Genomic DNA, 16,763 nt, shown 5'->3' on the forward strand with positions numbered 1-16,763 from the left:
CGATTCCGATGAGCCTGTACGAAACAGACCACACAGGGTCAACTTCAAAACCGCTTCGTATATTCCACCTGCTCCCGATGCGCCACGTCCTGCACCACTGCCCTCATCCGCACCACACTCCCCGGCAGTTTCTGCGCCAGCCGCGCCAGTGACAACGGCGTCAGCGCGCCGAGCCTTGGATAGCCGCCGATGGTCTGACGGTCGTTGAGCAGGACGATCGGCTGACCATCCGGCGGGACCTGGATGGCGCCGAGCGGGATGCCTTCGGAGATCATCGGTTTGCCCTGATAAACCAGCTCCGGCCCCAGCAGGCGCATGCCCATGCGGTCGGCGCGGCTGTCGAGGGTCCAGTCGCTATTGAACGCATCGAACAGGCTCAAGCCGCTGAACTGGCCGATCTGTGCACCGAGAACGACATCCAGCGGACGCTGTTCGGAAAAGTCGGGAATGAGGTGATCGGGCAGCGCGTGAAGCTCAAATGACGCCCCTGCATAAGTCAGTTGATCGCCTTCAGCCAGCGCTTTGCCGCTTCCTTCGAGCCCGCCCAGCCCTTCGCGTGTGACGGTGGAGCAGCTGCCGAGCACATCGAGCGCCGCAAATCCGCCGGGCGCCGCGAGGTAGGCGCGGGCACCGTTGATGGGCCGGGTAAAACGTAGCTGCTGGCCTTTGCGCACAAAGAAGCTGCGCCACGGCGCCATCGGACGATCGTCGAGCATCGCGCCCAGATCCGCACCCGCCAGGGCCAGACAGCAGTCGGCATCGGCTACCAGCGTCAGGCCGCCCAATGTCACTTCGACGACGGCAGCGTCCAGCGCGTTATTCAGTAGCTTGTTGGCCCACGACATCGACACCCAGTCCAGCGCCCCACCCTGGGTGACGCCGAGGTGTCTTACGCCAAACCGTCCCGCGTCCTGCAACAGGCACAGCGGCGTGCTGCTTTTAACCGTCAACGCGCTCATGCCAGGCCCTCCAGCGGCGTGTCGTCGCCGCCCAGACGCATGAACTCGGCGTGATCAACGGCGGCAAAACGCACGGTGTCGCCAGGCTGCATCAGGCTGTAGCCGTCGATTTCGCGATCAAACAGTTTGGCCGGGGTGCGCCCGAGGATGTTCCAGCCGCCGGGCGACTCCAGTGGATAGGCCGCCGTTTGCCGTTCGGCGATGCCGACACTTCCCGCGGCAACGCGCTTGCGGGGTGTCTTGATGCGCGGCGCGGCGAGGATTTCTTCCACCAGCCCCATGAACCCGAACCCCGGCGCGAAGCCCAGGGCGAAGACCTGATACTCGCGCTGGCTGTGGCGGCTAATCACTTCTTCCACCGACAGCCCGCTGCGCCTGGACAACAGGCTCAACTCGGGCCCGACGCTGAGGTCGTACCAGACCGGCAACACATGCTGCCGACCGCCTTGGGCGGCGTCGGGTGTGAGGTCTTTCAGCGCATCGGTAATGATCGCCCGAGCCTGTGTCGGACTCAACGCCAACAGATCGTAATGCACCATCAACGTGGTGTAGGACGGCACCAGATCAATCAATTGCGCAGCAAAGCCCTCGCGCAGACGCAACGTCGCGGCGAGCATCCACGGCATGTTGGCCTCGTCGATGGCGTCGAACAGGCGGACCATCAGGCAATCGATGGCGACGACTTCGATGCGCAGGTTCACGGGGCCGACGGTCCGGCGTCAGTGCCGTTCAATGCCTGACGAATGCGCTGGACTGCGTCGATGGAGCTGGCGTTGTCGCCGTGCACGCACAAGGTGTGTGGTTGCAGCCGCAGCTCGCTGCCATCGCTGGCGATCAAGGCTTCGCCTCGGGACAAGGTCATGGCCTGAGCGATGATGACCTCGGCATCGTGATGCACCGCGCCGGGAATGTTGCGCGAGACCAGACGCCCCACATTGTCGTAGGCCCTATCGGCAAAGGCCTCGAACCACAGCGTGATGCCGAATTCATCGGCGATGGCTTGCGCCGCAGAGTTGTCGCGCATGGCCAGCAGCATCAGCGGCAGTTCGGGATTGTAACGGGCGATGGCCTCGATAACGGCGCGCAGTTGCGTCGGGTTGGCCATCATGTCGTTGTACATCGCGCCGTGGGGTTTGACGTAGCTGACGTGGCTGCCCTGGGCTCGGCAAACGCCGTCAAGTGCGCCGATCTGGTAATGCAGCAGGTCTTGAATTTCCTGCGGCGAACAGGCCATCGAGCGACGGCCGAAACCCACCAGATCCTGATAAGCCGGGTGCGCGCCAATGGTAACGTTGTTGGCCAGGGCCAGCGCGACGGTCTTGCGCATGACGCTCGGGTCGCCGGCGTGGAAGCCGCAGGCGATGTTGGCGCAATCGATGTAGGGCATGACCTCGGCGTCCAGACCCATGGTCCAGACGCCGTAGCTTTCGCCGATATCACAATTCAATAACAGGCGGCTCAAAGGCGTGACTCCTGTGCGAACGAGACGGGGAGAAGCTCGAGTGTACGCGCGGGGTTGTCAGGTTGGCAGCGCGGGACACGGGGCTGTGCGTTGGGGGCATTCTTCGGCGCGGATGGCCCAAGCGTCCAACTAATTAAAGCGCGGGGGGAGGATAAGAAAAAGTGAACGGTGCGAGGATCTTCACTGACTGTGAGGGCCCCTTCCCGGCTAAAGCCGGTCTACAAGGTCCTACGAAGTACCCCCCACTGTAGGACCGGCTTCAGCCGGGAAGGCGTCAGTAGCATCACTGCCCAATCAAGCGGGTGCCGGCAATGAGCATCAACGCCAGTCGCGCCCCACCGGTCGCACGTGATGCCGACCCACAAACACCCAGTCAATGAACACCACAATGCTTTCGATGACCAGCGAAAACAGCAATGCGCACAGCAGGCCCCAGCCGATGACTTCCGGCGACAACAGCACCTGCCAGGTGTAGCCATTCCAGGTTTCGTCGCGGATGCCGGTGTCGGCGGCGGTCAGCACATGCCAGGCGCGGGAGTACCACGGGCCTTGCAGCGCCAGCCATTCACGGTCGAGGGTCTGATTGCGGGTGAGCAGGTTGCTGATGTTGTCAGCGTCGGTGCGGAACACCGGATCATCGCTGCTGCGGTAATGCTGGATCAGGGCCTGCACGTCGCCATTGAAGAACCGCTGGGCGGTTTCGGTATAACCGCGCAGGCTTTGTTGCGCTTCCAGCATGTGCGCTTCGACGCGCTTGCTGTAATCGCTGATGAAGCCTGGAATCTGCACGCCTATCAACAGGCCTGCCGTGAACAACACCAGTCGTATATAGCTGCGCAGCATAGATCCCTCTCTTTCAGGCCGAGCCTTCGGCAACGCATTCGCCGCGGCGCCAAAGACTCCAGTGACCCGGCTCGTATCGGTTCCAGGTCTCGTTTTCGGTCAGCGGCTCGGTGGCAATCACCGTCACCACATCGTTGGGCGTGGTTTCTGCCTGGAAATCGACGATGACGTCGACATCTTTCAGGCGCGCCGGGCCAAACGGGGCGCGGCGGGTGATGTGCACCAGCTTGGTCGAACAGTAGCAAAACAGCCAGTCGCCATCACTGAGCAGTGCGTTGAATACGCCTTTGCTGCGGTATTCGTTGCAGGCCTCGACCAGAGTCGGCAGCAACTGCTCGATCTCCACGGGCTCGGGAAACGCTTCACGCACCCGGTTGAGCAGGTCGCAGAACGCCGCTTCACTGTCGGTATCGCCCACTGGCCGATAAAACGTGGCACCGGGGTGAAAATCCGCGAGCTGACCGTTATGGGCGAAACACCAGTTGCGCCCCCACAGCTCGCGCACAAAAGGATGGGTGTTGGACAGGCAGACCTTACCGACGTTGGCCTGACGAATGTGGCCGATGACCACTTCGCTCTTGATGGGGTAACGCTGGACCAGTTGCGCAACTTCCGACTCGCTGCTCGCGGCAGGGTCCTGAAACAGGCGCAGGCCACGGCCTTCGTAGAAACCGATGCCCCAGCCGTCGCGGTGCGGACCGGTACGGCCACCGCGCTGCATCAGCCCGGTGAAGCTGAACACGATGTCCGTCGGTATGTTGGCACTCATGCCCAGAAGTTCACACATGCTCGGGTCTCGGTGCGTTGAAGCACGCGTCTGGGAGGATGCCGGTGATCATCACAGTTTGGGTTCGACGCGATAGCGGCCGCTCGGCGCAGGTGCTGGCGATGCCACCGGCGACGGGCTGGCGAAGCGTCCTGCAGGCTGGTCCGCGTAAGGCTCGTCGTGTTCCTTCTGCTCGGCGGCAGCCTGTGCAGCGGCAGCTTCGGCGTGGGCCAGACGGGCTTTTTTCTTGCGCAGGAACGGCAAGCGGATCAAGGCGTAAACCAAGTAGAGGCCCAGCGCGACGGCGCCGTAAGTGGAGAGGTCGAGCACGGCGCGCCAGACGTTGTTGCCGACTTTCAGCGCCAGATCCAGCACGCTGATCGCCAGCGCCGGGGCGTATTGATCCTTGGCCGGATCGACGATGGTCGGGCAGAACAACAGCACGGCGCCGATCACGCGCAGGGGTTCGCGCAGGTAGCGCCACATCCAGCCGGTCAGCTTGAACCACACCAACAGACAGCCCAACGCGGCGAACGCGTAAAGGCCCCAGGCAATCAGATAGTCGTTGTCGGTCATGACGTCCGTGGTAAGGCAGGTAAAGAGGCGCTTATGATAACGACTTTTCACCAGCCCGGCTTCCCCGGCTTCAGTTATCGGTCCGCCGCGTGTCCAGCACCGGGCAGCGCGACCGATCCCTTTTAAATGAGCCCACGTGAGAGAGCCCAGCATGCCTTCCGCCCCACACACCTCCACCGCCCCCGTCGCCCGCAAGGCTGACGGCGCCGACCCGTACGCCTGGCTGCAAAACCGCGACACCGAGGAAGTGCTCGATTACCTCAAGGCCGAGAACGCCTGGCAGGAACAGCAGCTCGCCGACCTGCAGCCGTTGCGCGACACCCTGTTCCAGGAGATCAAGGGCCGCATCCTTGAAACCGATCTGTCCCTGCCCTCCCCTTGGGGCCCGTATCTTTATTACACCCGGACCACCGAAGGCGACGAATACGCCCGTCACTACCGCTGCCCGCGTCCGGCCGATGACTCCCAGACCCTCGACGAAAGCGCTGAAGAATTGCTGCTCGACCCAAACGAACTGGCCGGCGGTGGCTTCTTCTCCCTCGGCGCGTTCAGCATCAGCCCCGACCATCAACGCCTGGCCTACAGCCTCGACACCAGCGGCGAGGAGGTTTATCAGCTGTACGTCAAAGAGCTGAGCAGCGGCGCGGTCAGCAGCCTGCCGTTCGAAGACTGCGACGGCAGCATGACCTGGGCCAACGACAGCCAGACCCTGTTCTTCGGCGAACTGGACGACACTCACCGTCCGCACAAGCTGTATCGCCACAAGCTGGGCGAAGCATCCGCCGAGCTGGTGTTCAGCGAGCCCGACGGGCGCTTCTTCCTGCATTGCTATCGCAGCAGTTCGGAGCGGCAGTTGATCATGGGGCTGGACAGTAAAACCACCAGCGAGGCCTGGGTGCTGGACGCGGGCACGCCCGAGCAGGCGTTCGTGTGCATGGCACCGCGCAGCGAAGGCCACGAGTATTCGGTGGACCACGGATTGATCGAGGGCGAATGGAGCTGGGTGATCCGCAGCAATCAGGACGGCATCAACTTTGCGCTGTACCACGCGACTGAAAAGACCGATGGCATCCCGCAACGGGGCGACTGGCAGAACCTGATTGCCCACAGCGAGACGGTCATGCTCGACGGCTTCAGCCTCAACGCCAAAGGCCTGACCTTGAGCCTGCGCGAAGGCGGCCTGCCGATTGTCGAAGTACATCCCCAAGGCCTGCCGGCGTATCGCGTGCAACTGCCGGATGCAGCGTACAACCTGTACGTGCAGGACACCCTTGAGTTCGACAGCGACACGATTCGCCTGCGCTATCAGTCGCTGAATCGTCCGCCGCAGGTATGGCAATTGTCGCTGGCGACCGGGGAACAGGTCGTACTCAAGGAAACGCCCGTACTGGGTGTGTTCGACGCCGATGCCTACGTCAGCCAGCGGTTGTGGGCGACGGCCGCCGACGGTACGCAAGTGCCGATCAGCCTGGTGGTCAAGCGCGAGCTGGCGGGTCAGACGGTTCCGCTGTATCTCTACGGCTATGGCGCGTACGGCGAGAGCCTGGACCCGTGGTTTTCCCATGCGCGACTGAGCCTGCTCGATCGCGGCATCGCTTTCGCCATCGCCCATGTGCGCGGCGGCGGTGAGCTGGGCGAAGCCTGGTACCGCAACGGCAAGCAGGAGCACAAGCAGAACACCTTCAGCGACTTCATCACCTGCGCCGAACACTTGATCGCGGAGAACATCACCACTGCCGAGCAACTGGTCATCAGTGGCGGCAGCGCCGGCGGCCTGTTGATTGGCGCGGTGGTCAATCAGCGTCCGGAGCTGTTCGAGGCGGCCATTGCTGAGGTGCCGTTCGTCGATGTGCTGAACACCATGCTCGATCCCGATCTGCCGCTGACCGTCACTGAATATGACGAATGGGGTAATCCGCAAGAGCCGGATGTTCACGCGCGGATCAAGGCCTATGCGCCTTATGAAAATGTCACGGCACAGGATTATCCGGCCATGCTGGTGATCGCGGGTTACAACGACAGCCGCGTGCAATATTGGGAAGCGGCCAAGTGGGTGGCGAAGCTGCGTGATCTAAAAACCGACGATAACCTGCTGTTGCTCAAGACCGAACTGGGTGCAGGACACGGTGGCATGAGCGGGCGCTATCAGGGATTGCGTGACGTAGCACTCGAATACGGATTTATTCTGAAAGTGCTGAACATGGCCTGACGAAATCTGCGCGAGTGGTGTGTCACATGGCAAGCCCCGGACGCTGTAAAGTCCGGGGCTGCTCTCACGCCAGCCAGTGCTTCACGCAATCTCCCTGAACACTCAACAAGAACTCGCCATGTCTACATTACTCAACAAAGAAATCCGCGACATGCTGATGGACTGCGGTCTGTTCATAGCCCTGACGCCTGCAGAATTCGCCGCCGCTGCGGGGTACTTCAGCATCAGCAGCATTGAAAAGGGCGACGCGATCTTCAACGAAGGCGACGCGGGCACGTTCATGTGCATTATTCATTCGGGCACGGTGTCGGTGCAGAAGCTCAACAGCGACGGCCAGCCGGTGGAGACCGCCGTGCTGCGCAGCGGCAGAGCGTTTGGCGAAATGGCGGTGCTGGACGGCGAACGCCGCTCGGCCACATGCATCGCCGCATCGTCGTGCTACCTGCTGAACCTTGGCAAGGATTCGCTGGAAAAGATGCTCAACGAGGCACCGAAAGTGGCGGCGAAGATCATCCGCGCGATCGCGGTGGCCATGTCGAAGCGGCTGCGCATGATGGACGGCCAGGTGGTGACGCAGCAGGATTGAGAGCGTCGAGCGTGAGTCAGGGACTGGGCTTGGCCGACGGCTGCAAGCCGGGCAATGGCTCATCGTCCTTTGGCGGACCTGGCTGGGGAATCTTCGGCAATAACGGCGGGTTGCCTTGCCCGCCTGCATGGGGAACGCCCGGCGGTGCCACTTGCGGGTACGGCGTTGGCGTCGCGGTGCCGGGCGAACCCTCGGAAGCCGCGATGGGCTCGGGTGTATTCAGAACAGGCTGCAGGCTCTCGGCAGACGCTTGCGGCGCGCCGAGCACAGTGATGACAATCGTCAGTAGAATGGAGCACTTCATCGTTGGCCTCCCCTGCCAATCTTTCGCTTACCGCTCAGGCTACTCCTGCGCAACCCATCGCGCTCTGACAAATTGCGCTGCATGCGGCCCTACCCTTTTGACGAGTTATCCATGAAACGTTTTGTTCTGCTCGACACCACTCCGATCCCTGATGACGGCGGCGCCTTGTGCCTGTTCGAGTACGGCGAAGATTTTGTCATCAAGATCCAGGGCGGCGACGGCGGCCAGTTGATGAACACGCGCATGCACGGCTCCGAAGACGCCCTGGCCGAAATACCGTGCAAGAAGGTCGCTGCCCGCCTTAACCCGCGGGTGCTGATCGGCGGATTGGGCATGGGCTTCACCCTGGCGTCGGCACTCAAGCACCTGGGCAAGAACGGCGAAGTAGTAGTCGCCGAGTTGGTGCCCGGCGTGGTGGAGTGGAACCGCGGCGCGCTGGGCGAGAAATCGGGCAATCCGTTGCAGGACCCGCGCGCCAAGGTCGTGGTACAGGACGTCGCTCAAGTGCTGAAAGCCGAACCCCAGGGCTTTGACGCGATCATGCTGGACGTCGACAACGGCCCCGAAGGCCTGACGCAAAAGTCCAACAGCTGGCTGTATTCGGCCGGCGGTCTTGCGGCCTGTGCCAGCGCGCTACGCCCAAAAGGCGTGCTGGCCGTGTGGTCCGCCAGCGCCGATGCGGCCTTCAGCGACAAACTGCGCAAGGCCGGTTTCAAGGCTGAAGAGGTCAAGGTCTACGCCCACGGCAACAAGGGCACACGGCATACCATCTGGATCGCTGAAAAACTGAAGGGCTGATCGACGGGCAAAGCGCTAGACTTGCCTGCATTGCTCTCCATCGCCAACAGAACACGAAACAGGTGACGCCATGAGTTCGGCCAACACGCCAACCAATACTTCCAAACTGGACCGCATCCTCGCCGATGCCCAGCGTGATCGCGAAATGGGTTACCGCGACAAAGCCCTGCGTATGTACCCCCACGTCTGCGGCCGCTGCGCCCGGGAATTTGCCGGTAAACGCCTCAGCGAGTTGACCGTTCACCACCGCGACCACAACCATGACAACAATCCCCAGGACGGCTCCAATTGGGAGCTGCTGTGCCTGTACTGCCACGACAACGAACATTCGCGCTACACCGATCAGCAGTACTTCTCGGAAAGCTCGACCAGCAGCCCGAAAGCCGCCAAGGCCACCCACAACCCGTTCGCCGCGCTGGCTGGGTTGATGAAGAAAGACTGAGGAATGAGCTGCACGTTTTGAGCGGCAAGCGGCAAGTAAAAGCACAGCGGCGTCTGTCGGGCCACCGTTCACCGCCTCTTGCAGCTTTAAGCTTGAAACTTGCCGCTGCTTCTTTCCCCTATAATCCTGCGCTTCCTCTGATGAGCACCCTCCCCCGTGGCCAACAAACGCTATGCCTGCATCGGCTTGTTCAATCCCAAATCCCCGGAAAACGTCGGTTCGGTGATGCGCGCAGCAGGCTGCTATGGCGTGGCGTCGGTGTTCTATACCGGCAAGCGCTATGAGCGTGCGCGTGATTTCGTCACCGACACCAAGAAGATTCATCAGGACATTCCGCTGATCGGCATCGATGACCTGAGAAAGATCATCCCGCTGGGCTGCGTGCCGGTGGCCGTGGAATTGGTCGAAGGCGCACGGGCGCTGCCCGAGTACACGCACCCGGATCGCGCGATTTACATCTTCGGCCCGGAAGACGGTTCACTGGATAAGGAAATCCGCGATTGGTGCGAAGACGTGGTGTACATCCCCACGACGGGCTGCATGAACCTCGCCGCGACGGTCAACGTCGTGCTTTACGACCGCATGGCCAAAGGCATCAACACCCGCTCCGGCCCGCAGTTCGGACGGGAAACCGATCGCACCTGACGTCCGCGCGCTGACAAAACGCATTGAACAGTTTGCGCTGCTGACAGTCAGCTTTAAGGACCCTACCTTTCACGGAGAACGCATCATGAGCGACACCCCGATCATTGAACGCATCGAACGACCTTTGCACGACTACCCGGAGCAGAACGTACAGGGCTGGGAGCGTATTGGCTCGCTGGCAGGTGGTGTACTGATGATGGGCAAGGGTCTGCGCCGCGGCGGGATCTTTGGTCTGGTGCAACTGGCAATCGGCGGTGCCGTTCTGGCCCGTGGTATTACCGGCCACTGCTCGGCCAAAGCGCTGATCGACAAAAGCCGCAGCGAGATGGACGTGGCCCGTTCGCGCATCGAAGAAGCCGGCGCCGAGCTGAGCAAGCTGAAGACCAAGGCTGAAGTCGCTGTAGAAGACGCTGTCGACACCGGCGCCGACGCGTTGAAAGGTCCGAAAGGCGTCTGATCCACGCTGCATCGCACGCAAGCTCGTGACGGCTGAACCGACAGCCCCACGAGCTTTTTGCTTTAGCCCGCACGAAAAATCAGGTAATCCTCCCAGTCGTCCTCCAGCACGCTGCCTTCACTGAGCATGCGGCCGGACTGAGAAATACGCTGCTTGTGCACCTGTTCCCGGTCCCCGCACACCAGGTGGTGCCAGAGCGGCAAGTCCTTGCCCTCGCTGACCAGCCGATAGCCGCAGGTGGGCGGCAACCACTTGAATTCATCAGCCTTTCCCGGCGTCAGCTGAATGCAGTCCGGGACCTGGGCGCGACGATTCGAGTAGTCAGTGCAGGCGCAGGTCTTCATATCCAGCAGCTTGCAGGCAATGCGCGTGTAATAAACGCTGCCGTCGTCCTCGTCCTCGAGCTTTTGCAGACAGCACAAACCGCAGCCGTCACACAGCGACTCCCACTCGACTGCATCGAGCTGTTCAAGGGTTTTGCGTATCCAGAAGGGTTCTACGATGGCGGCCATGGTTCTCGCGCAAACAGCTGTGGGGCAATGAAAGGCCGCCAGTCTAGAGGCACAAGTCATTTGGGCCAAGCATTGGCGACTGTCGGTAAACGCGTTCCTCCGGCTGGACCTGCTTTGGCGGGGTAATGCGGTCCGCGAAACGCCGAGCCCGCGTCGGCCGCTGGCTGAGCTGGCGGCTGAGGGGTATTTCAGTTTGTAAGGACTGGACGCTAGGTTTTAGTGGGACCGGCTTTAGCCGGGAAGGCGTCGGGGGCCACTCCACAAAATGGATGGCGTACACACGGGCCTCTTCCCGGCTGAAGCCGGTCCCACTCATCGCTGTGTCAGCAGGGCCGGTTTCAGCCGGGAAGTGCTCAATACCCCTTGGCGAAATCCACTTCGCCGCGCAATGCCTCGCCGGCGGTATAGGCCTTGAGGTTGTCCACGAACAGCTGAGTCATCGCCGGCGGCGAGGTCGGCGCCGAGCTGTGACCGGTGAGCAACAGGCCCCATGCCGTCCAGAACGGGTGACGCTGGGGCAATGGCTCCTGCCGGCAGACGTCAATGACCGCCCCCGCCAGATGCCCTTCTTTCAGCGCTTCGACCAGATCCGCATCCACCACCGCCGTGCCCCGCCCGACGTTGATGAACAACGCCGAGGGCTTGAAGCCGGCAAACAGTTTGGCGTTGTAGAGGTCCTGGGTCTGCGGCGTGTTGGGCAGCAGGTTGATGACGAAATCGACCTCGGCCACCAGACGCGGCAGGTCCTCCAGCGCAGCCACCTCAACGAACGGCGCTTCGGTCCGCGCACTCGACGCAACGCCATACAGCTCAACGCCGAACGGCACGAGGAACTGCGCCACGCAGCGGCCAATGTCGCCCGTCCCCACGATCAACGCCTTGCGTCCGGACAGGCTGCGGCCCATGCGGTTGTCCCACTTGCGCTCGACCTGACTGACCAACCGCGCCAGCACCTCACGCTCATGCACCAGCATGTAGGTCAGCACGAACTCAGCCATCACCTGACCGAAGATGCCGACGGCGCGGGTCAGTTGATAGTCGCGGTACAGCCCGTCTGCCAGCAGCGGCGTGATGCCGGCCCAGGTCGATTGCAGCCATTTCGGTTTGTGGCCCTGGCGCAGCAGATTCGCCAGCAGGTCAGGCTGACCGAGCCAGATCGGCGCCTCGGCGGCCATTTTCGACAGTTCAGCGGAGTGACCGCTGCTCAACACTTCGATTTCGGGGGCCGCCTGGCGGAGGAGTTCGGTGTAAACGGGATAATCGTGTTCGGCGATCAGAACGCGCATGGCTTCAAAACTCGAATAAACGGGGCATGCGACCGCGCAGCGTTCCGGACCGCGCTCGATTGAGCCGGTCAGGTCTGACGCATGCGACGGTCCGGTGTACCCCTGCGGTGGATTGCAGGGTCAGAAATCGATCACATCGGATCGTTGCGGCGCAGCAGCTCTTCGGGCAGGTGCTCGATGTAATCGTCTTCGGCCGGTGGCATTTGCAGGTGGTAACCCTGCTTTTCCAGGTTGGCGAGCACCGCATGAATGTCTTCACGGGCCAGAGCGCGTTCTGGCGACAGGACCAGGTTGAAAGCGTGCTGCGGCTTGCCGAACGCAGTCAGCAATTCTTCAGGCACACGCTCCAGAGCGTCGCTCTTGAGGACATACAGGTACATTTCGTTCCTGCGCGGGCTGCGGTAGATGGAGCAAATATGTTTCAAGGCTGTTCTCCGGCATTGGCCAGGCTGTCGAGCAGCATCTGGCCCATCAATTCGCGGCGCCAGCCACGCAGCGATTCGGGCAATTTATAGGGACCGTCTGGGTAACCGGTCTTGAGCAGGGCTTCGAGAGTCTTTTTGCGCAGCATCAATTCCGGGGCCATGTCGAGGCGCTCGGCTTGCTGCTGGCCAATGACGCGCAAGCTCTTCAGCACGCTTGAAGCCTCGATCGGCAACGGCTCCGGCAACGCGGGCGGCCACAGATCCGGCGACACGCTGCCGGCTTTTTTGATCAGGTCGAGCAGAAACTCGCCGTCCTGACGCACGGTCTTGGGGTGCATATCATCGATTTTCGCCAGCGCGGCGAGATTATCCGGCTGGGATTTTGCCAGCGGCCACAGCGAGTGCTCGCGCAACACGCGGTTGCGTGGCTGATTGCGCAGGCGCGCCTGCTGCTCGCGCCAGGCACAGAGTTCACGCAACACGGCGAGTTGCGCCCGTGACAGCTTCCACGCCAGCTTGGCGTCGCGGTAAGCGTCATACGGATCGGTTTCGCGGCGCAGATTGGCGACCAGCTCGGCACCGTCCTCCAGCACCCAGGCGTACTTTTCATCGGACAGACGCGGACGCAGCAGGTTGTACACCTCTGCCAGGTGCACCGCGTCTTCGGCGGCGTAGCTGATCTGGGTTTCCGAAAGCGGGCGCTGCAGCCAGTCAGAACGGGTCTCGCCTTTCGGCAGGTCGATGTTCAGCACGTCCTGGACCAGACGCGAATAACCCATCGAGAACCCGAGGTTCAGGTAGGCCGCAGCCAGTTGCGTGTCGAACAGCGGCGCCGGCAGACTGCCGGTCAGGCGCAACAGCACCTCGAGGTCCTCGCTGCAGGCGTGAACGACTTTGATGACGTCAGGGTTTTCCAGCAGCGCGGCCAGAGGTTTCCAGTCGCTTATCAGCAACGGGTCGATCAGGTAAGCGCGTGAACCGTCGCCGATCTGCAACAGCGCGGCGATGGGATAAAAGGTGTCGACCCGCATGAATTCGGTGTCGAGCGCGACGTAGGACAGGGTCTGCCACTGTGCGCAATGTTCGGCGAGGCTATGGTCGTCGCGAATCCAGTGAATATCGATGGCCACACGGCTCTCCCTCGAAGAATGGCGCGCAGTATATATCGCTACAAGCGGTTACCGGGCATCCGTCCTGCAAGTCTCGAACAACTTCATCTTTGGAGCGCGCAAATAGCCGCCGCGGCGACGACCGTCCATCCGATCACTGATCACTGGCCCGCCTTGCGCAGCACATACACGCGCCACATGGCGTAGCCGGGCAGAAAGTCGTGGTGATCGACGACTCTGAAACCCGCCCGCGCGAACTCGGATTCAATGTCGCTGCGGCACACCACAAATCGATTGCGGGGCGCAGACATGCCGGCGTCCAGTCGACCCTGCTGCCGTTTGCGACGCCAGGCTTTGACGTTACCGTCCACCCACAGCCCGACGATGGCCGTGTCGCGGGTTACCCGATGGAACTCGTCGAGAATCGCGCCGCGTTTTTCGCTGTCGGCCAGGTGATGGAACAATCGCATGCAGAAAATGCAGTCCACCGCGTTGCCGGACAGGCCGATGGAAAACGCCGAGCTCTGGAATGTGCGGATGCGCTTGCGCACTTCGTTGGATGACTGCGCCTCGGCGAGCGCCAGCCTGTCGGTGGACGGATCGGCTGCGAGGATCACCCGATTGGCGTGTTCGGCCAGCACCGGCCAGAAACGCCCCGAACCCGACGGCACGTCCAGCACCAGTCCAGGCTCGCCCGCATCACGCAACGCCCTCCGTGCCAGCTGCGCATCGCGCCACAGACTCAGACGTCGACTGAGGGTGTGTTCGTGCCCGCCCACGTACGCGTCGACGTGTATTTTTTTGCCGAGGGGCTCACTCATTGGCCAGTACCCCGTCCGTATAAATCCCCCGACAACCCGCGAACATGTCCAGCGCCGGGTTATAGACCTTTGTCTGCACTTCCAGCAGGCCCAGCATCGAATGGAACAGGTTGTCCTGACTGAGAGGGGCATTGCGCTCTTTTTGCAGGCAATGGGTATCCACTGCAAATGACTGCTGATAGTTCTCGGAGAACCAGGCAATCATCGGGACATGTTTCTGTTGATCGGGCGCCAGCACATAAGGCGTGCCATGCAGGAACAGGTTGTATTCACCCAGTGACTCACCGTGGTCGGACAAATACACCATGGCCGTGTCCACTTTGCCCTGATTGCTGCGCAGAATATCAATCAGCGACGCCAGTACATGGTCGGTGTAGAGCAATGTATTGTCATAACCGTTGACGATACTTTCCCGGGAACAGTTATTCAGCGCATTGCTTTCGCACACCGGGGTGAACTTCTCGAATTCTTTTGGATAACGCTTGAAGTACTCAGGACCATGACTGCCCATCTGATGAAGGACCAGCACGGTGTCCTTGTCCAGTGTGTCGATGAACTTCTGCAGGCCCTGCAACAGGATCTCATCGCGACACTCGTTGTTGGCGCACAGCGCCGGGTCCTTGAGATTGCTGACATCCTGCAACGTCACCCGGTCGCAGGTGCCCTTGCAGCCCGACTGGTTGTCCCGCCAGATCACATCCAGCCCGGCGCGTTTCAGCACATCGAGCATGCCTTCTTCATTGCGCGCGGTGGTTGCGTTGTAATCCTTGCGGCCCATGTTGGAAAACATGCACGGCACCGACACCGCCGTCTCCGTGCCGCAGGAATGCACATCCGTAAAGGTGAGCAGGCCGCGCTCCTTGCTCAGCTGGGGCGTGGTATCGCGGTTGTAACCCAGGATGCCGAAGTTCTCCGCCCGCGCGCTTTCACCCACCACCAGCACGGTCAGCGACTTGCGCTTGTGCTGCTGCCAGTCGCTGGCAAGTTTGGCGTCCTGACCGATGCTCAAGAACGGCCGCTGCGCCGACTTGACCTGCTCGCTCAAGTAACCCACGGACGCTGCCAGGTAGTTGCTTGGCACCACCATCAGGCGCAACTCGTGGTGATTGCGAAACAGCGATGACAGCCCCTGGTAATTCATCAACGCAACACCGCCAATGGCGACCGCGCACACCACGGACACCAGCGCCTTGCTGAGCAACTCACGGGGCCAGCGGCGATAGGCAATCGGTGTTTTGAAAAGAATGAACGACGGCACCACACCCAGAAAAAACAAATAAGCGAGCAACTTCAACGAGAGCAAATCGCGTACTTCCGTGACATTGGTTTCAGCGAAGTTTCTAAACATCCCCGAATCAATCATCACGCCGTATTGGCTCATGAAGTAAGCCACGCCGGCGCTGACGAAAAAGATAACGATCAACACCGGTTTTAATACGCGTTTGAACGCTAACAGCGTGAAGAAAATATTAAACGCACAAAACACCATCAGCGCAAAAGCACAACGCAACAACAGGCCCTTACCATCAGAGTCAGTAATTGCAAATAAATGCTGCCAGAGGGTCAGGTTAAACCCGATCAATAGAAAGGCACTGGCAAGCACTGTCACAAGCTCGGGACGAACTGCTTTGACGTTCAGCATAAAAGTCTGCTTGGGTGGAAATGAGAATATAAACGCGGAGGAAACCCCGCCGATGCCGCGAACTCTAGGCATCTGGCCATCAATTTTTTGTGAAAAGGATGAGAACGAATGGTGGGGTGGGATTGGTGTGTTGCCGCGGCATTCCATTGGACGCATCGAATCGATGCAACAGTTGGTCGCAGAAAACGAGGTGAAGCGTTTCGCTCTGACCGATAGCTTAGAGGTCAGACCAAACATAATCAGGTTGCCTACCCTTTTATGGATGCTGTATTTTTCGAAACAACAACTTTCAGCCGGCTTAGGCCGGGCTACCTCGACGATGATGGCTATCGCGCGCTTCAGATTCATATCTTGGCAGGCCCCGAGTCAGGGGATCTCATGCCAGGAACGGGCGGATTCAGAAAGCTGCGCTGGCACGATGAACGTCGAGGCAAAGGCAAGCGTGGCGGCCTGCGGGTTATCTATTATTGGCTAATCAATGATCGCCAGATCTGGATGTTTTCGATCTATGACAAGGATGAGGTCTCGAACTTGACCGCTGATCAGCAGCGTCAATTGAAGGCCGCTATCGACGCAGAGCTGCGCAAGAGAGGCAAACGATGAGCAAGAAGCGCGACCTGTTCGCAGAAATGATGGAGGGTGTTGAAGAGATGACGGCGCACCGAGAGGGGAAGCTCACCCTTCGGAGCGATACCTTCGAAGACAGGCCGGCGCCCAATATTTCTGCGCAGGAAATAGTGGCCTTGAGGCAAAGACTGCACATGTCTCAAAACGTATTTGCGCGGCGGATCCGTACCAGCACGAGCACCCTGCGCAACTGGGAGCAGGAAAAATCCAAACCCAATGCCCAAGCTGCCCTGCTGATCAAACTGGTCGAAAAATTTCCGGACATGGTTGACCGCCTGAGTGCGATTTAGGCGT

Annotated in this window: 21 protein-coding genes; 8 read left to right on the top strand and 13 right to left on the bottom strand. The window is 60.8% G+C overall.

The window, feature by feature from the left end:
• Positions 1 to 44: 44 nt before the first annotated feature.
• The 6 genes from IFT99_RS10105 to IFT99_RS10130 form a co-directional block, all read right to left on the bottom strand.
• Positions 45 to 959, bottom strand: coding sequence for a 5-oxoprolinase subunit C family protein (locus IFT99_RS10105; protein WP_192132062.1), 915 nt, complete (start codon positions 957 to 959; stop codon positions 45 to 47).
• Complete coding sequence (locus IFT99_RS10110) at positions 956 to 1,660, bottom strand: 5-oxoprolinase subunit B family protein (RefSeq protein WP_192132064.1); 705 nt, start codon at positions 1,658 to 1,660, stop codon at positions 956 to 958. The genes IFT99_RS10105 and IFT99_RS10110 overlap by 4 nt, the downstream gene beginning before the upstream one ends.
• A complete protein-coding gene (locus IFT99_RS10115; RefSeq protein ID WP_192132066.1) occupies positions 1,657 to 2,421 on the bottom strand; it encodes a 5-oxoprolinase subunit PxpA in 765 nt (254 codons plus the stop codon). The genes IFT99_RS10110 and IFT99_RS10115 overlap by 4 nt, the downstream gene beginning before the upstream one ends.
• Positions 2,422 to 2,739: 318 nt before the next feature.
• Complete coding sequence (locus IFT99_RS10120; protein WP_192132068.1) at positions 2,740 to 3,264, bottom strand: DUF2937 family protein; 525 nt, start codon at positions 3,262 to 3,264, stop codon at positions 2,740 to 2,742.
• Between the two features lie 13 nt (positions 3,265 to 3,277).
• Positions 3,278 to 4,051 carry a class II glutamine amidotransferase gene (locus IFT99_RS10125; protein ID WP_065986787.1) on the bottom strand — a complete coding sequence of 258 codons (774 nt, stop codon included), beginning with the start codon at positions 4,049 to 4,051 and terminating at the stop codon, positions 3,278 to 3,280.
• Between the two features lie 51 nt (positions 4,052 to 4,102).
• The gene (locus IFT99_RS10130; protein ID WP_244656957.1) at positions 4,103 to 4,606 is read right to left on the bottom strand and encodes an MFS transporter; all 504 of its coding nucleotides are present in this window, start codon (positions 4,604 to 4,606) and stop codon (positions 4,103 to 4,105) included.
• A gap of 151 nt (positions 4,607 to 4,757) precedes the next feature.
• Here IFT99_RS10130 and IFT99_RS10135 point away from each other — a divergent pair, with 151 nt between their 5' ends.
• Both IFT99_RS10135 and IFT99_RS10140 read left to right on the top strand, forming a co-directional pair.
• On the top strand, positions 4,758 to 6,815 hold the full coding sequence (locus IFT99_RS10135; protein WP_192132070.1) for a S9 family peptidase: 2,058 nt from the start codon (positions 4,758 to 4,760) through the stop codon (positions 6,813 to 6,815).
• Positions 6,816 to 6,933: 118 nt separating this feature from the next.
• The gene (locus IFT99_RS10140; protein WP_192132072.1) at positions 6,934 to 7,401 is read left to right on the top strand and encodes a Crp/Fnr family transcriptional regulator; all 468 of its coding nucleotides are present in this window, start codon (positions 6,934 to 6,936) and stop codon (positions 7,399 to 7,401) included.
• A 16-nt stretch (positions 7,402 to 7,417) separates the two neighbouring features.
• Here IFT99_RS10140 and IFT99_RS10145 read toward each other — a convergent pair whose 3' ends face one another.
• Positions 7,418 to 7,705, bottom strand: coding sequence for a hypothetical protein (locus IFT99_RS10145; protein WP_192132074.1), 288 nt, complete (start codon positions 7,703 to 7,705; stop codon positions 7,418 to 7,420).
• 111 nt (positions 7,706 to 7,816) lie between these two features.
• On the opposite strand from IFT99_RS10145, the gene IFT99_RS10150 reads away from it, so the two are divergent.
• From IFT99_RS10150 to IFT99_RS10165, 4 genes are all read left to right on the top strand, one after another.
• Positions 7,817 to 8,503, top strand: a complete 687-nt coding sequence (locus IFT99_RS10150; RefSeq protein ID WP_192132076.1) for a spermidine synthase — start codon at positions 7,817 to 7,819, stop codon at positions 8,501 to 8,503.
• Positions 8,504 to 8,573: 70 nt separating this feature from the next.
• On the top strand, positions 8,574 to 8,945 hold the full coding sequence (locus tag IFT99_RS10155) for a YajD family HNH nuclease (RefSeq protein ID WP_065986779.1): 372 nt from the start codon (positions 8,574 to 8,576) through the stop codon (positions 8,943 to 8,945).
• Positions 8,946 to 9,101: 156 nt separating this feature from the next.
• The gene (locus tag IFT99_RS10160) at positions 9,102 to 9,590 is read left to right on the top strand and encodes an RNA methyltransferase (RefSeq protein ID WP_065986778.1); all 489 of its coding nucleotides are present in this window, start codon (positions 9,102 to 9,104) and stop codon (positions 9,588 to 9,590) included.
• Between the two features lie 85 nt (positions 9,591 to 9,675).
• Positions 9,676 to 10,047, top strand: a complete 372-nt coding sequence (locus tag IFT99_RS10165) for a YgaP family membrane protein (RefSeq protein WP_065986777.1) — start codon at positions 9,676 to 9,678, stop codon at positions 10,045 to 10,047.
• Between the two features lie 62 nt (positions 10,048 to 10,109).
• Here the strand turns inward: IFT99_RS10165 and IFT99_RS10170 are convergent, their stop codons facing one another.
• From IFT99_RS10170 to IFT99_RS10195, 6 genes are all read right to left on the bottom strand, one after another.
• Complete coding sequence (locus IFT99_RS10170; protein ID WP_192132077.1) at positions 10,110 to 10,559, bottom strand: YcgN family cysteine cluster protein; 450 nt, start codon at positions 10,557 to 10,559, stop codon at positions 10,110 to 10,112.
• 353 nt (positions 10,560 to 10,912) lie between these two features.
• Positions 10,913 to 11,845 carry a D-2-hydroxyacid dehydrogenase gene (locus IFT99_RS10175; RefSeq protein WP_065986775.1) on the bottom strand — a complete coding sequence of 311 codons (933 nt, stop codon included), beginning with the start codon at positions 11,843 to 11,845 and terminating at the stop codon, positions 10,913 to 10,915.
• 131 nt (positions 11,846 to 11,976) lie between these two features.
• Complete coding sequence (locus IFT99_RS10180) at positions 11,977 to 12,270, bottom strand: YcgL domain-containing protein (RefSeq protein WP_065986773.1); 294 nt, start codon at positions 12,268 to 12,270, stop codon at positions 11,977 to 11,979.
• Positions 12,267 to 13,400 carry a ribonuclease D gene (rnd, locus tag IFT99_RS10185; protein ID WP_192132079.1) on the bottom strand — a complete coding sequence of 378 codons (1,134 nt, stop codon included), beginning with the start codon at positions 13,398 to 13,400 and terminating at the stop codon, positions 12,267 to 12,269. Before rnd ends, IFT99_RS10180 begins: the two co-directional genes overlap by 4 nt.
• 140 nt (positions 13,401 to 13,540) lie before the next feature.
• A complete protein-coding gene (locus IFT99_RS10190) occupies positions 13,541 to 14,200 on the bottom strand; it encodes a class I SAM-dependent methyltransferase (protein WP_192132081.1) in 660 nt (219 codons plus the stop codon).
• Positions 14,193 to 15,842, bottom strand: coding sequence for a phosphoethanolamine transferase (locus tag IFT99_RS10195; protein ID WP_192132491.1), 1,650 nt, complete (start codon positions 15,840 to 15,842; stop codon positions 14,193 to 14,195). The genes IFT99_RS10190 and IFT99_RS10195 overlap by 8 nt, the downstream gene beginning before the upstream one ends.
• Before the next feature lie 258 nt (positions 15,843 to 16,100).
• On the opposite strand from IFT99_RS10195, the gene IFT99_RS10200 reads away from it, so the two are divergent.
• Both IFT99_RS10200 and IFT99_RS10205 read left to right on the top strand, forming a co-directional pair.
• Positions 16,101 to 16,445 carry a toxin gene (locus IFT99_RS10200; RefSeq protein WP_192132083.1) on the top strand — a complete coding sequence of 115 codons (345 nt, stop codon included), beginning with the start codon at positions 16,101 to 16,103 and terminating at the stop codon, positions 16,443 to 16,445.
• Entirely contained in the window at positions 16,442 to 16,759 is a 318-nt protein-coding gene (locus tag IFT99_RS10205; protein ID WP_192132085.1) for a helix-turn-helix domain-containing protein, read from the top strand. Before IFT99_RS10200 ends, IFT99_RS10205 begins: the two co-directional genes overlap by 4 nt.
• Positions 16,760 to 16,763: the final 4 nt, after the last annotated feature.

This window comes from Pseudomonas sp. CFBP 8772 (assembly GCF_014841665.1).
Classification (GTDB): Bacteria; Pseudomonadota; Gammaproteobacteria; order Pseudomonadales; family Pseudomonadaceae; genus Aquipseudomonas; species Aquipseudomonas graminis_B.

Excerpts from the sequence above, each read along its gene's own strand:
- IFT99_RS10105 (WP_192132062.1), bottom strand. The coding sequence starts at position 959 with ATGAGCGCGTTGACGGTTAAAAGCAGCACGCCGCTGTGCCTGTTGCAG.
- IFT99_RS10120 (WP_192132068.1), bottom strand. The coding sequence starts at position 3,264 with ATGCTGCGCAGCTATATACGACTGGTGTTGTTCACGGCAGGCCTGTTG.
- IFT99_RS10125 (WP_065986787.1), bottom strand. The coding sequence starts at position 4,051 with ATGTGTGAACTTCTGGGCATGAGTGCCAACATACCGACGGACATCGTG.
- IFT99_RS10130 (WP_244656957.1), bottom strand. The coding sequence starts at position 4,606 with ATGACCGACAACGACTATCTGATTGCCTGGGGCCTTTACGCGTTCGCC.
- IFT99_RS10135 (WP_192132070.1), top strand. The coding sequence starts at position 4,758 with ATGCCTTCCGCCCCACACACCTCCACCGCCCCCGTCGCCCGCAAGGCT.
- IFT99_RS10140 (WP_192132072.1), top strand. The coding sequence starts at position 6,934 with ATGTCTACATTACTCAACAAAGAAATCCGCGACATGCTGATGGACTGC.
- IFT99_RS10145 (WP_192132074.1), bottom strand. The coding sequence starts at position 7,705 with ATGAAGTGCTCCATTCTACTGACGATTGTCATCACTGTGCTCGGCGCG.
- IFT99_RS10150 (WP_192132076.1), top strand. The coding sequence starts at position 7,817 with ATGAAACGTTTTGTTCTGCTCGACACCACTCCGATCCCTGATGACGGC.
- IFT99_RS10155 (WP_065986779.1), top strand. The coding sequence starts at position 8,574 with ATGAGTTCGGCCAACACGCCAACCAATACTTCCAAACTGGACCGCATC.
- IFT99_RS10165 (WP_065986777.1), top strand. The coding sequence starts at position 9,676 with ATGAGCGACACCCCGATCATTGAACGCATCGAACGACCTTTGCACGAC.
- IFT99_RS10170 (WP_192132077.1), bottom strand. The coding sequence starts at position 10,559 with ATGGCCGCCATCGTAGAACCCTTCTGGATACGCAAAACCCTTGAACAG.
- IFT99_RS10175 (WP_065986775.1), bottom strand. The coding sequence starts at position 11,845 with ATGCGCGTTCTGATCGCCGAACACGATTATCCCGTTTACACCGAACTC.
- IFT99_RS10190 (WP_192132081.1), bottom strand. The coding sequence starts at position 14,200 with ATGAGTGAGCCCCTCGGCAAAAAAATACACGTCGACGCGTACGTGGGC.
- IFT99_RS10195 (WP_192132491.1), bottom strand. The coding sequence starts at position 15,842 with ATGCTGAACGTCAAAGCAGTTCGTCCCGAGCTTGTGACAGTGCTTGCC.
- IFT99_RS10200 (WP_192132083.1), top strand. The coding sequence starts at position 16,101 with ATGGATGCTGTATTTTTCGAAACAACAACTTTCAGCCGGCTTAGGCCG.
- IFT99_RS10205 (WP_192132085.1), top strand. The coding sequence starts at position 16,442 with ATGAGCAAGAAGCGCGACCTGTTCGCAGAAATGATGGAGGGTGTTGAA.